This window comes from Streptomyces sp. NPDC090741 (assembly GCF_044769045.1).
GTDB lineage: Bacteria > Actinomycetota > Actinomycetes > Streptomycetales > Streptomycetaceae > Streptomyces.
The window spans coordinates 62,418-75,026 of record NZ_JBIVXF010000010.1 but is presented as its reverse complement, the minus strand read 5'-3'; the positions used below and the strand labels follow the sequence as shown (position 1 = coordinate 75,026).

12 protein-coding genes and 3 pseudogenes are annotated in these 12,609 nt (G+C 67.8%); 7 read left to right on the top strand and 8 right to left on the bottom strand.

The features are described 5' to 3' along the window. Nucleotides 1-5: 5 nt before the first annotated feature. Nucleotides 6-1,595: an ISL3 family transposase gene (locus ACIQU4_RS25915; RefSeq protein WP_403735172.1), complete on the bottom strand. Its 1,590-nt coding sequence runs from the start codon at nucleotides 1,593-1,595 to the stop codon at nucleotides 6-8. 319 nt (nucleotides 1,596-1,914) lie between these two features. Then, nucleotides 1,915-1,998 (bottom strand): annotated as a pseudogene (locus ACIQU4_RS25910) (IS5/IS1182 family transposase); the annotation flags it as partial. Between the two features lie 126 nt (nucleotides 1,999-2,124). Here ACIQU4_RS25910 and ACIQU4_RS25905 point away from each other — a divergent pair. The 4 genes and pseudogenes from ACIQU4_RS25905 to ACIQU4_RS25890 form a co-directional block, all read left to right on the top strand. Beyond that, complete coding sequence (locus tag ACIQU4_RS25905) at nucleotides 2,125-2,631, top strand: SigE family RNA polymerase sigma factor (RefSeq protein ID WP_403735169.1); 507 nt, start codon at nucleotides 2,125-2,127, stop codon at nucleotides 2,629-2,631. A 65-nt stretch (nucleotides 2,632-2,696) separates the two neighbouring features. Beyond that, on the top strand, nucleotides 2,697-3,500 hold the full coding sequence (locus ACIQU4_RS25900; RefSeq protein WP_403735167.1) for a hypothetical protein: 804 nt from the start codon (nucleotides 2,697-2,699) through the stop codon (nucleotides 3,498-3,500). A gap of 667 nt (nucleotides 3,501-4,167) precedes the next feature. Further along, nucleotides 4,168-5,025, top strand: coding sequence for a GNAT family N-acetyltransferase (locus ACIQU4_RS25895; RefSeq protein WP_403735164.1), 858 nt, complete (start codon nucleotides 4,168-4,170; stop codon nucleotides 5,023-5,025). A gap of 64 nt (nucleotides 5,026-5,089) precedes the next feature. Continuing rightward, nucleotides 5,090-5,629: pseudogene (locus tag ACIQU4_RS25890) on the top strand (DUF2397 family protein); the annotation flags it as partial. A 262-nt stretch (nucleotides 5,630-5,891) separates the two neighbouring features. Here ACIQU4_RS25890 and ACIQU4_RS25885 read toward each other — a convergent pair. Further along, the gene (locus ACIQU4_RS25885; protein ID WP_403735162.1) at nucleotides 5,892-6,863 is read right to left on the bottom strand and encodes a hypothetical protein; all 972 of its coding nucleotides are present in this window, start codon (nucleotides 6,861-6,863) and stop codon (nucleotides 5,892-5,894) included. Between the two features lie 407 nt (nucleotides 6,864-7,270). Next, nucleotides 7,271-8,647, bottom strand: coding sequence for a PQQ-binding-like beta-propeller repeat protein (locus ACIQU4_RS25880; RefSeq protein ID WP_403735159.1), 1,377 nt, complete (start codon nucleotides 8,645-8,647; stop codon nucleotides 7,271-7,273). 71 nt (nucleotides 8,648-8,718) lie between these two features. On the opposite strand from ACIQU4_RS25880, the gene ACIQU4_RS25875 reads away from it, so the two are divergent. Further along, the gene (locus ACIQU4_RS25875; RefSeq protein WP_403735156.1) at nucleotides 8,719-8,916 is read left to right on the top strand and encodes a hypothetical protein; all 198 of its coding nucleotides are present in this window, start codon (nucleotides 8,719-8,721) and stop codon (nucleotides 8,914-8,916) included. A gap of 264 nt (nucleotides 8,917-9,180) precedes the next feature. On the opposite strand, the pseudogene ACIQU4_RS25870 reads toward ACIQU4_RS25875, so the two are convergent. Next, nucleotides 9,181-9,398, bottom strand: a pseudogene (locus ACIQU4_RS25870) (IS5/IS1182 family transposase); the annotation flags it as partial. Between the two features lie 490 nt (nucleotides 9,399-9,888). Here ACIQU4_RS25870 and ACIQU4_RS25865 point away from each other — a divergent pair. Next, complete coding sequence (locus tag ACIQU4_RS25865) at nucleotides 9,889-10,425, top strand: hypothetical protein (RefSeq protein WP_403735151.1); 537 nt, start codon at nucleotides 9,889-9,891, stop codon at nucleotides 10,423-10,425. Nucleotides 10,426-10,517: 92 nt separating this feature from the next. On the opposite strand, the gene ACIQU4_RS25860 is transcribed toward ACIQU4_RS25865, so the two are convergent. The 3 genes from ACIQU4_RS25860 to ACIQU4_RS25850 all read right to left on the bottom strand — a co-directional run bounded on the left by ACIQU4_RS25860 (nucleotide 10,518) and on the right by ACIQU4_RS25850 (nucleotide 12,190). Further along, complete coding sequence (locus tag ACIQU4_RS25860) at nucleotides 10,518-11,228, bottom strand: SMI1/KNR4 family protein (protein ID WP_403735148.1); 711 nt, start codon at nucleotides 11,226-11,228, stop codon at nucleotides 10,518-10,520. Next, the gene (locus ACIQU4_RS25855) at nucleotides 11,221-11,823 is read right to left on the bottom strand and encodes a transposase (RefSeq protein WP_403735144.1); all 603 of its coding nucleotides are present in this window, start codon (nucleotides 11,821-11,823) and stop codon (nucleotides 11,221-11,223) included. The genes ACIQU4_RS25860 and ACIQU4_RS25855 overlap by 8 nt, the downstream gene beginning before the upstream one ends. 67 nt (nucleotides 11,824-11,890) lie before the next feature. Then, nucleotides 11,891-12,190 (bottom strand): transposase, encoded by a 300-nt coding sequence (locus ACIQU4_RS25850; RefSeq protein ID WP_403735807.1) that lies wholly within the window; start codon nucleotides 12,188-12,190, stop codon nucleotides 11,891-11,893. Nucleotides 12,191-12,212: 22 nt separating this feature from the next. Here ACIQU4_RS25850 and ACIQU4_RS25845 point away from each other — a divergent pair, with 22 nt between their 5' ends. After that, nucleotides 12,213-12,545 carry a hypothetical protein gene (locus tag ACIQU4_RS25845; protein ID WP_403735838.1) on the top strand — a complete coding sequence of 111 codons (333 nt, stop codon included), beginning with the start codon at nucleotides 12,213-12,215 and terminating at the stop codon, nucleotides 12,543-12,545. The last annotated feature ends 64 nt before the right edge of the window (nucleotides 12,546-12,609 follow it).

Sequence of the window (12,609 nt, the reverse complement as noted above, 5' to 3'; positions counted from 1 at the left end):
AGTTTTTAGGCTAGAAGCACACGTTTGCGTAACAGGGCGAAGCCAGCGCGGCCGAACATCTGACGCTTGAGCATCTTGATCCGGTTGACATGACCTTCGACGACTCCGGAGTTCCAGGTCAGGGTGAGGCCAGCGATCACTGCATCGCGGTCGCGGTCGATACCTGCCGCAAGAGTGTGGAGGCTCGGGAGATCGTCCTGTTTCACGGCGTCGAGCCAGTCCGGTAGCCGCTCGCCCTGGCGCTCGGTGAGCATGGTCGCGAAGGACCGGACGTGCCTGGTGAGGGCGTCGATCTCGGGGCAGTTGGCCCGGACGTTCTTCAGGTGGAGTTGCTCGGCATCGGACAGGTTTTCCGGGCGGCGCAGAACCCACCCGGCGACTGCCCGGGGTGAGGGCGGCCGGGCTGTCACAGGCCGTGGCGAGGTGCGCTTCTGGCGGAGGTAGGCGCGAACGCGCTGGTAGCTGCCCTCGTAGCCGAGCGGGATAATTTCTTCCCACAGTTTCCAGGCGTTGGTGCAGCCCTCGTTCCAGCGGTCGTCGAGGTAGGTCTTGTACTCGTCGAGGACGGAGGTCCGGGCCTGCCACTGACCGGTGAAGAGGTCTTCCGGCGTGGCGGCGTCCGCGTACCGTTTGACGGTTCGGCTCGTCATGCCGAGTTGCCGCTGGATCGCGCGACGGCTGTGTCCTGCCTCCACCAGGGCATGGACGGTGGCGTGAACGGTTCGGGTTCGGTCGGCGAACCGGTGCCCGGTCGGCCATGGCGAAATGGACGACTCCTCTGCAGGGTCGGACTCCTCCTCAGTCGTTTCAGGCGCCTCAGGGACCAGGACGCGCAGGCACTGGCGGTGCTGGGCGATGCTCCGCTCAGCGGCTTCGCTGAGGTTGTGCCAGAGATGCCACCGGTCCGCGACCTGCACGGCCTGCGGTGCGCCGACGGTGGCGCCCTCGGCGAAGAACGGGGCGCGGTCCCGGCATACGACCTCGATTCCGGGCCGTTCGGCCAGCCACGCGGCCAGGCTCGATGACTCCCGGTCGGGCAGCAGGTCGACCGGTCGGCGGGTCTCGACGTCCACGAGGACGGTGCCGTAGTTCCGGCCTTTGCGGGTGGCGTACTCGTCGACGCCGACCACTCGCGGGGCTGGCACCTCCGGCTCGGGAAGTGCGTCGATCAGCCGCAGGACCGTGCTGCGGCTGATCGGCACGCCGATGACGTGGGCCAGGCGGGCGCCGGCCCGGCCCGCGAGGGCGAGGCCGATCGCGGCCAGGGTCGAGCGAAGCCGCTCGGTCCGCTGACCGTGCCTTCGGGTCAGGCCGGGTATTTGCTCGACGAACGTGTGACGTCCACACTCGGCGTTCCGGCAGGTGAACCGGCGGACCCGCAGCTGGAGTACGACGCTTCGTCCCGCACTCGGAACATCAGCGGGAAACCTCAGGTAGGAGCCGTGAACCCGGCAGGACCACGTTCCGCAACCCGGGCACCAGGCGCCCGCGGCGGTACACCGCACTTCAACACGCACTATCGCGATGTTCACGTCCACCGACAGCACCGCGACGTCGTCGATCGACGGGAACAGCAGCTCGTCCAGCCGGAGCAAGACCTCTTTCACAGCCCGAACTGTCGGGGCAGTCGCTCCTGCCACCGCTCATTTCGAGGCAACTTCCGGTGGCGTCACAGGAAGTTCAGCGGTCACTCACAGTGCACGGACCACACAACCTGAGCCAGAACCCGTTCTCGTGAACAGAGCCATGCTGTCGTGACCGAAGACGAACAGCGCGGCGGCTTGGAACCGCGTTCATTCCTGACGTGCGCGACAGAGATGGCTCGGCTCCTGGGTGTCGAAGACGTCGCAGCGAAGCCGGACGACCGGCCCGCTCGCCGACTCGCCCATGCGGTTCGTAGGCCATTGCCGGGCGGAACACCGGCGGCAGCTGCCGCCAGGTGCAGCCCGAAGTCGCCGCGAAGATGATCGCGGCCAAGGCTTCGCGGTCACCCGCCCGACCCGGCCATCCTGATGATCAGCGGTGGAAGAGAAAGAGCTCCCGCCCGCGCGACATCCTGACGTCTCACGTAGTCAAGAGGGGTATGCACGGGGATCACGAAGCAAGCGAACAGGTGGGAACTGAGTGAAATCAGCACAGGAGGATGAGTACCTGGAGTTCGTGTCCACGAGGGCAAAGGCGCTCTACCGCTCGGCGTACGGACTCGCGGCCGGCGACACGCATCTTGCCGAGGACCTGGTCCAGGAGACCCTCAGCCGGGTGTACGTGCACTGGAACCGGGTGGCCGGTGCGGACAGCCCGGCGGCCTATGCCCAGACGGTTCTGGTCCGTACCTTCCTCAGCATTCGGCGTCGGCGCAGCACCGGCGAGCGCCCGATCGGAAGTATCCCCGACAGCCCGGAGTCCTGCCCTGACGCCGCACTGCGGATCACTCTGCTGGACGCACTCGGCCAACTGCCGCCCCGCGACCGGGCGGTGCTGCTGCTGCGCTATTGGGAGGGCCACAGCATCGAGGAGACCGCCCGGATGCTCAGGCTGAGCAGCAGCGCGGTCCGCTCGCAGGGCACCCGGGCACTCGCCAGGCTGCGTGCCCTGCTCGGTGACAGCCTGTCCGATCTGGTTCCGCATTGAGCGCCGGTGCACGCAGGTCCATGCCGCCGCAACACCCCCATCAGCGACAGAGAAGTGATGACACCATGCCGTTCGAAGCAGACCTTGCACATGCCCTGGACCGCACGACGAACTCCCTCGAACCCGATCTCACCGCCCTCCTGAGCGGAGCCGTCCAGCGCGGGCGGAGCCGTCGGCGTCGGCGCAGCGCCGGCGTCATCGCCGGGGTCGGCGCCTGCGCCGTGATCGCGGGAGCCGCCCTGGTGATTCCCGGCGCGCTTGCACGGATCCACTCCGCGGGCTCCGACATGGAGACGGTGGCGCTGGCGACGCCCCGTTCTGCGATCACCGGCGATCAGATGATCCAGGCCCTGGAACAGACGCTCCCCGGGGGGCGATTCAGTCAGGTGACCGGACAGAGCAACAACCCCTTGGATCCGCACGGTGGGTACGTCGCCAACGGTGAACTGGTCGTCGACGACGGGCACGGCGCCGCCTTCGTCGGCGTCTCGGCCATGCGGCTCAAGCTGCCGCTCAAGGACGGCGACGGGCTGAGCTGCGAGCGGACGCCCGCGCGTGCCCCAGGCGACACCTGCACACTGAGCGAGCTGCCGAGCAGTGCCGCGATTCCGGGCGGGGCTGTGGTGACGTCGGAGCAGAACGCGGCCGAACACCCGGCCCGGGCGGACACCGCCCGCCGCTGGACGGTGACGGTGACCCTGAAGTCGACCGGCGCGCAGCTTCAGCTGGTGCAGTGGAACAGCACCGGCGGCGGCAGCGGCTCCGACACACCGAAGCCGACCCGTGCCGCTCCCCCGCTCTCCGAGCAGCAGGTGGTGGCCGCACTCACCGGTGCCGCCTGGGCGCCGATCCTCGGCGCTGTCGGCTGAGCCGTTGCGACGCCGAAGGGGGTTGTGCCTACCGTCGGCTCCCGGGCCCAGCCCCAGGGGGCGGACACCATACGGCGAGAAGCGGGAAACTCTTCGTCGGCTGCTCGCAGTTACGGCCCAGAGCCTGCATGACGAGGCACTTCGCCAGCGTGTCGGCGTGAATCCTGCTCTGTGTGAAGTGGTCCCGCTGGACCGTCTTCGGACAGCCCAGCGGCGGCTTCACGTGGCAGTTCATGGGCCCTCTGGGCTCGGGACATCTGCTCTGCAAGTTCACCCACCCCATCCCGAGCCTGGGCCCGGGGTGACTGACTAGCCACGGAAGCCGCCCACGGCATCTGTCGGGACCCTCCTGCGTACGGTGACGTTGCCGTCAACGGCTGCCGTCAGCCGTCGGGCTGCCCCGGAGCGCCTGCGTCAGCTCACGCGGCTCCAGAGGCCTCATCCACCCCCTCCGGGGGAGCCGGCGGGTGGCGCCTGGGCGTCGCCTGCGGTCCTGGCGGTACCCGAAAAGGACGCCAAACAGCCTGTTCAGGGATGAAACATCGGACGAAATCGACCTCCCACGACTTGGTACGCGATATTGCTGTCCCGTGCCTGATCGTCCGCGCGGAAGGTAGTCGTGGGCGAGTCGTAATGCGGTGGCGGTGGTCGGTGACCTGGTGTTTGGATGCCCCGCGTGACTTCTGTGGATTTTGATGATCGCCCTGATCGGGTGCTGCTGGACCGACTTGAGTGGTACTACGACGCGGTACCGCGTCATGGTGCCCGGGTCGAGGACCTCGGACCGTTGACTCTGTTCGTACGGGAAGGCCAGGGATGGCCGTTCTACGCACGTCCGGCTCGGGGATGGTCTGGCGCGGTGAGCGCCGCCGCTGTGGACCGGGTTCGTGCCCGGCAGCGTCAACTAGGGATCCCAGAGAGTTTCGAGTGGATCGCCGAGACCACGCCCACGCTGCGGGCCGCGATCGAGGACTCGGGGCTTGTGGTTCACGAGCACCCTTTGATGGTGCTCGACCCGGGCGCCCTGGTGCCCGCTGTGGACGAGTTGTCCGGCGGATTGTGGGTGCGGACCATGGGTCCGGACGACCCGGCGCTGGCGAGCGCGCTGGCCGTGCCGCATCTTGCCTTCGCGGAGCCCGGAACGGGTGTCGGCTTGGCGGGAGTCACCGAGCTGGCGGAAGCCGTGCGTGCCCGAGCAGGTGACGGGTCGGTGGAACGCGTGGTGGCGCGGATCGAGGCGGGTCTGACTTTGGTGGCCGCAGCGGTGGAAGGTGGGACGGCGGTGTGCGCGGGCCAGCACCAGCCAGTCGGATCGGTCAGTGAAATCGTCGGTGTCGGGACGCTGCCCACCGCGCGCCGTCGTGGCCTTGGGATCGCGGTCACCGCGGCGTTGGTGGCCGACGCCCGATCGCGAGGAGTGGAGACCGTCTTCTTGTCGGCGGGCGACGATGACGTCGCCCGGATCTATGCTCGACTCGGCTTCCGACGTGTCGCCACCGCGCTGACCGCCGAGCCTGCCGAGTAGCGAGTCGGTCCGTCAGAGACGCGGTCAGCCGTGACGTGACAACGGCCGCACGGTCGGGGAGGTTGTGACGCCATACCCGACCTGTGCGGCCGCTTCGTCCAGCGGGTCCTCGCACCCGACTCCGGCCGATCTGAACGGGGCCGTGTTCGAGGCGTTCGGCGTGGCCGGCGAGTACCTGGAGACCACGCTCGGGCTCGACGGCCTACGCGAGCGGCTGCGTGCGGTGGGCTGGGTCGCGGACCTCGAGGACGAGGAACTGCACGACGTGCTGAAACGGCGGGTGGGGTGGGAACTCCTCGACGCGGTCCACAACCACGCCGAGAATTACCGTACGGCCGAGGAGTACGAGCGGCGTAACCTGCACCACTCGTTGACCCGCCGGGGTGAGGCCGCGCTTGCCGGGCTGCGGCACGCCCTTGAGCTGTTGGCCTCGACGGGGGCGCTGCAGACCGCGGTGCTGGAGGCGATCACCGATCGGCTCGAAGAGCTGACCGTGCTGTGCGGTGAACCCGCCGCGGCCGACCGTCGGATCTTTAGCACCCTGCCGGAGCTGGAGGGCCATTTGGAGGCCCTGGTGGAGAACACCAAGGCCTCCAACGGTCAGCGGCGGGTCGGTGTATCTGGATCCGGGGAACGGCTCCGATTTTCACGAGGGGGGCGACGGTCGTACGGCGGGACGTGCGCCCGCCGCGGACGGGTGCGGAGCAGCCAGGCGCAACGCGTTGTCGCCGCGGCTGGCGAGTCCTGGTAACCGCCCGGGCGCCGGGAGCTCAGGCCCGTCGGGCCGCGGCCCCGCCGCGCCGAAGTACTCAAGCCGCCCGTATGCGGAAGTCATGTGCCCGCGCCGCCGGCCGAGCACGAGCGCATCAAGCTGGCCGTTCGGAGTGTGTCCGCTCAAGGGTTTTGGTGGCTTTGCAGCCTTGCTGGCTCATCTGGCCGATGCAGCCCCATCCCTGGGATATGACCCACCCGAAGTACTGAGCCGGGTTCTGAGGGACTGCCTCCGTGGTGATGGTGGCCGTCCCGGTCGGGATGCGTTGGGTGTGCGGGCCGGTGGTATCGGTGTACGAGGCGTTGATGTGCCATTTGCATGTCTGGTCGCTTACCTGCGGCTGGACCCGGAAGGCCATGTTCGACTGGCCGTTGCCCAGGTCGATGGCGTTGTGGCGGAAGTACTGCTTCCCCTGGGACTCGCCCTCGTCGAGGACGTACGGTCCCTCCGGCTGGTCTGCTGTCCCTCCGGTCATGTCCCACAGCAGGCCCGGACGGGGGTTGGAGCCGGCTGGCGGTATGTCGATAAGGGTCTGTGCGGCTGGTGCGCTGCATGCGTCCTTGACTGCGGTCATCGCGTTGATGGTGAGTCCTGCGCCGCGGTCACTGTTCAGATTCAGGTTGAATGATTGAGCCTTGCCTCGCGGCATCTCATGGCCATCCTCCAGGGCAATCTGGAGGTACGACGTGTACTCGACAATACGACCGCCGAGGGGTTTCATGAACGCCCAGACCTTCGACTTGTTGCCCCCGCTGAGGGCAGTGAGGGCGGCCTGTTCAGTGGCCGTCAACGGCCGGTCCAGCAGTATGACGACGGCTTCGGGCATGTCCTGTTCGTAGTCGCGGGGGGTGATGGTGGAGACGAAAGCGGGCTGTTCGCGGTCGACGGTCTTCTCCGCGTTCTTGTCCGAGCGTGCCCGGTCGGAGGACGTGGCCCGGTCCAGCCCGTAGTTCGCGTAGTACGCGAACAGGATGCCTCCCACGATCACCACGGCCGCGACCGCCATGTACAGAGCACGATGCTTCGGCGGCAGCCGGCGGAAACCCGGCAGGCGCTCGTCAGCCAAGACATTCCAGGCGGTCGGTCCCGGCGGTTCTGCCGCAGGCGGCTCCGGGGCAGGCGGCTCCGGGGCAGGCTCCGGCGCCCCGTTGTGAACCGGGTCTGGGAGCGGGGCCGGGTCCGGTGCTGTGGTACCTGGATCGGGATCCGGTGCGCCGGAGCCGGAGGGCGGTGGCGGAGCCGGCGGATTAGCCATGGATTCCCCCGATGATCAGGTGTGGTTGCATTCGCGCTCTTTGTGAATTGTTCGCCGCAAGAGCGAGTTTCCGGACCATGTGAATCAGGTCTCGATGGCTAGAATTGGTCGCCTGCCGTACCTTGTCGAGCCGGCTGATCGGGCACGCTCACCCGTCGTGCGGCGCGATCCCGGCACAGCGATGGGCAACGGCACCGGGCAGGACGAGACCTGGGCGACTACACCTTGGCAGCGGGCGCCGTGTCAGGCGGAGGAGATGATTGCGGGCCTGCCCCGGTGGCTGCGTCCAGGGCATACACGTACCCATCGTCGCTGCCGATGTACACCAACCCATTGACCACCGCGGGCGACGAACTGACGTTGCTGCCGGTTTTGAAGGACCATTTCCTGGCGCCGGTGGCCGCGTTCAGGGCGTACACCTTGTCGTCCCCGCTGCCGAAGTACACCACGCCGTCGACGACCGCTGGCGACGATCTCACCCAGTTGCCGGCGGCGGAGTCCCATTTCTTGGCGCCGGTGGCCGCGTCCAGGGCATACACGTTCCAGTCCCCGCTGCCGACGTACACGACCCCATCGACGACTGTCGGTGACGAGTCGACCTCGCCGCCGGCGGTGAAGGCCCACTTCTTGGCGCCGGTGGCTGCATCGAGGGCATACACCCTCCCGTCCCCGCTGCCGATGTACAGCACCCCGTTGACCACCGCTGGCGATGAGTCGACCCCGCCCCCGGTGGTGAAGGCCCACTTCTTGGCGCCGGTGGTGGCGTCCAGGGCGTACACGTTCTTGTCAGCACTGCCGACGTACAGCACCCCGCCGACCACTGCCGGCGACGACTTGACGGTGCTGCCGGTGGTGAAGGTCCACTTCTCGGTACCGGTGACCGCATCCAGGGCGTACACGGTACCGTCGATGCTGCCGATCAGATCCTCGCTGCCGAAGTACACCACCCCGTCGACGACTGCGGGCGACGAGTTGACCCCGCCGCCGGTGTTGAAGGCCCACTTCCGGGTACCGGTGGCCGCATCCAGGGCGTACAGGTTTCCGTCGGTGCTGCCGATGTACACCACCCCGTCGACGACTGCGGGCGATGAGTAGACGGCGGACTCGGGGGTGAAGGCCCACTTTTCGGCGCCGGTGGCCGCGTCCAGGGCGTACACGTTCGCGGGGCTGCTCGTGCCGACGTACACCACCCCGCCTGACACCGCTGGCGACGAGTGGATCCAACAGCCGACGCTGGTGAGGTGGCGCCAGAAACGCGGTGGATCGGCATCCCCTCCGCCTCCACCCCCGCTGGGGCCACCGCTGCTGCCACCATCGGCGCCACTACAGCCGACGGCGGTCATGCCGGCGCCGACCGCGCCAGCAGCACCCAGACTGAACCGCAGCATTGTACGGCGAGTGATGTGCCTGGACCACGGCGAGGTGTCAGCAGCCGCTGCCGACAGGAAGCTCGGAGCCAGGCCCATGACTGCGGCAAAAATATGCCTCCTTGCCACGCCCACACGGCTCAGATCGCCTCCGATACGGCTCTCGCCAAAGAGTTGTCGCACGCCGCTTCGGGACTGCACGCTTGTGACGTCGGCAGAACGATTCATGACGCGAGAGTATGGATGTCCCTCATCTCTCGAAGCGGTTTCGTCAAACGTTCACATCCGGACGCCTGCCAGTGGCCGTGCCTCACGACCGCCCGGACAGTCTGAGTGTCGGCGACATCCGGGCCGGCGCCGTACTGCTGGAGTCCGCAGACCTTCCGATCGACGGAGTGGCCGGCCCCGTGGGTCTGACAGCCGCGGGCTTCCGGCACCACTTCCGGGAAGCGATGGGCGTCAGCCCGTCGACCTACCGGCGCCAGTTCCGGCGCTGACCGTACAGATCCGCGACTTCGGTTCATGGTTCAGCCTCGCGACCCTCGGGTCATAGACGGCCAGGGCGCGAACATGCCGTCCGGCCCGTCCAGGCACGACGGGCCGATCTTGGGCCAGGCCCGCAGCAGGGACTGGGTATCTGACTCTCGATCGCGGCCCTCGATGCCCGGGCGGCGGCCCGGGACTGCCAGTTGCAGATCTCGCCGTTGAAGGCCAGCAGCAGCACCTCCGTGGCCCTGTCCGGTTGGGCACTGTCCTGGCGATCATGAGCGGAGCCGGATCACCACAGCTGCGGCAGTGACGGTTCCGAGGTAGACATAGGCGCTTGTCATACCGGGTTGCGACTGCACGGAAGTTCTTCAGCTTGTTGATCGCTCGCTCGACGGTGTTGCGCTTCTTGTACCGCTCCTTGTCCGGGCGGTCGGCCGCCGGAGCTTCCGCGTTTGACGCGGTGGGCAGCCTGGTCGGCTTTCTCCGGGATGATGACGAGGCTCTTTGGATTTGGCTGTGGTCCACGCTCCAGGGCAGGCTGACGCCGTTGACGACGGCATCCCAATCGTGCTGGAGACTGGATTTGCTTTGGTCCGTCGCCCAGAGCCCGGCCCATCCACTGGGTGAGTTCGGCGCCCCGTCGGTCGCGGGCTATGGCGTTGGAGGCGTACGCAAGTTCGCGGGCGGTGTTCAGATCGGGGCAGGCATCAGGACGCGGTCGAGCCGGGTGCGTTCACTGCTGTTCAGGGTCTCGGGGCGGTGCATGATCCAGCTGGTGCTCTGGCGGGGGCTCGGGACGAGCACGGGTTCGTCGATGACGGTGCCGGCTCGTAGGGTCGCGACGTACTTGCGGACAGAGACCTTGCTGCCTGGGCAGCGACATGCGGAGGATCTTTAACCAGCGGGCGTCACCCGAGCGGGGGAGCCACGTCCGCCTGGAGCATGATCCCGGGAGGGGAAGGAACAGGAACACTGGAAATATGTCAACCAACACACATCATGGGGCAGTTGAGGGCAAGGGGACCGAGCGCCCTGTCCCGCTGTGGGCCGAGAGAGTTGCCCACCTCGTCCCGCTGGTGGGGCTGCCCGTGTGTCTCTGGCGGCTGCCCATCGGCTTCGGCTATGCCATGGGTGGAGAGAACACGCCTTGGGCATGGTGGCACATCCCGTACGTCTTCGGACTCAGCCTCCTGACCGAGGCGTTCGCGCTGCTCAGCTTCGGGCTGGTGCGCCGGTGGGGAGAGGTCGTGCCTGACTGGGTTCCTAAGCTGGGTGGCCGGCGCATCCCGCCCTTCGCGGCGATCGTTCCCGCCACCATCGGCGGGCTCCTCCTGCTGGGGCTGATGGTCAACTGGATCTTCACGGCTTTCCATATCGGCGTTTCGAGAGGTTTCCCGTATGCCCCGGGCTGGGACACGCTGGCGATGACGGTCAGCGGCCTACTGACCTTGTGGGGCCCCCTGATGCTGCTCTTGACATATGGCTACTACCGTCGCCGCTGCCGTCCGGACGCCTGAGCACTCCTGCACCCGGAGAGGTACGGGAAAGGTCGCCCCCTCCGTCGACGGCGCGCAGTGCAGTGCAGTGCAGTGCGCACCAGCATGCAGCGTCAAGCGTCCGTGGGTGGCTGGCGTGCGGTGAGCTCCGCCTCTTGCAGCCAGTCGATGTACCAGCGGGCGAAGGTGACCGGCTTCCCGTTGTTATCGAGGAGCGGGGCGAGGTCGGCGTCGTCCGCTCGGCAGTCGGACCAGATGGTGCCGCGGTGGGTGCCACTGATGACCAGCCACTGCCTCTGGGCGCAGCCGAGGTGGGAGATCACGATGGCGCCGGCGGTGCGCTCAGGGGCGAACATCAGGGCTTCCCAGCGTTCGTCCCACGCTTCCCAGCGTGCGTCCCGTGCTTCGGTAGCGTCATCGAAGTCCTCGATCTCGTCGAAGTCCTCTTCTTCAGGGCGTTTGGCAAGGAGTGCGCCGAGGGATTCAGGGTCGGGTCCGCGTTCCGGAAAGGGCCGGGCGAGCATGGACAGGTCGGCCAGCTCTGCACCATCGCCTTCCCAGCGCCAGCGACCTTGCACGCACCGCACGGGGAAGAGGCCGTATGCGGGACCGGCGCCGCCGGCGGCCACGCAGGTGAGGAAATTCCGGTAGTCGTCCGGCAACCCGACACCCACCTGCGCTTCGAGTTCGGCAAGTGCGTCATCGGTCAGCGGGTCTTCCAGGGCCCATCCGTGCCCGAGCGAGCCGAACACTTTGCCGCTCGACGGCTGGGTAACCAACGCGGCCACACGCTGGCGTACTCCGTTCCACTTCTGCTCAACCATGCGCAGACCGTACGCGCAGCCACTGACATTGATACTCGTAGCGGGTTCCGGTGGTCGTGGCTCTGCCACTGACTGACGCCCTGCTGGGCTGTCTTCCCGTTGTACCGTCCGGCTGCCGGGGCCCGTTCTTCATGGCTCCGGCCAGGTGGAACATGACCTGATGGCGCCACTGTGTGTCAAGCGGTGTCAAGCGGCTTGGGCGAGGCGGGTCTGTTGGTCGCGTTTCATGATCCGGTAGACCGCATTGGACAGACGCCGTTTCAGGGCCCTGTGGGCTGGCTTCTGCGGGCGTCTTCCCCTCCGAGACCTTGCGCAGGTAGTAGTCCTGTCCGCGCCCGCCGTCGCGGATCTGGCAGCCGGCGATCGTGTGCAGGACCGAGTTCAGTGCACGGTTGCCGCCGGTGTTGAGCCGGTGGCGGACGTTGTTGCCGCTGGAGGCGTCCAGAGGTGCGCTTCCGGTGTAGCTGGCGAAGTGGTGCTCGGTGGGGAAGCGGCTGACGTCCCCGATGTGGCCGATGACCTTGGCGGCCGGCACGGTGCCCAGGCCCGGCAGGACGGTCAGCGTGGTGCGGGTGGCCGCGACAGCCTCGCGCATCTCGGCCTCGTTGTCTTTGAGCTGCCGGTCCAGGCGGCGCAGGTCGGCGAGCAGGTCACGGGCTATGTCACGGCGGCAGTTGTCGGTGGCCGTGACGGGCCGGATGCCCCTTCATCAGGGCGGCAGCCTTGTCGGCCGACAGTCCCGTGGGTGCCCCGTCGGGCAGGAGATCACGCAGGACGGCGTGGAGCCGGTTGAGGACTCGGGTGCGCTCGTGGACCAGATCGTCGCGGCGTTCGGTCAGCAGCCGCAGGATCGTGGTCTGGGCTTCCTGGACCACGGGCCGCAGGTCGTTTCGGAAGAGGGCGGCCTGGGCGACGTGGAGGGCGGCCTGGGCGTCGGTCTTGCGGTCTCCGCCGGTGGCCAGGAGCCGGGCCCGGGCCGACAGGGTGGGAGAGTACGTCGACCACGTTCTCGCACGCGGCGGCGAGCTGCTGGGCGAGCGAGCGGCCCAGGCCGCCGGCGCCTTCGACGGCGAAACGGCGTTCGGGCCACTGCTCGCACCAGCGCATGAGCTGGCGGAACGTGCCCGCGTCAACGACGAATCGGCGCTGGGTCATCTGATGACCGAAAGGGTCAACGGCGACGGCAGTCCAGAACTGCGAGCCGCTTACGGAGTCGGTCCCGACACGGCGGCCCAGTTGCTGACCGTGGTCGCGGGCGACGTCGAAGCGGACGCCGAGCTACAGGCTGGACCTGGAGGCGAGCCATGGGTGCCCTGAACCTGTGGGGCGTGGTCCCTTGGCGGATGATCTCCGCTATGCCGGACTGCAGCCAGGCTGTTGC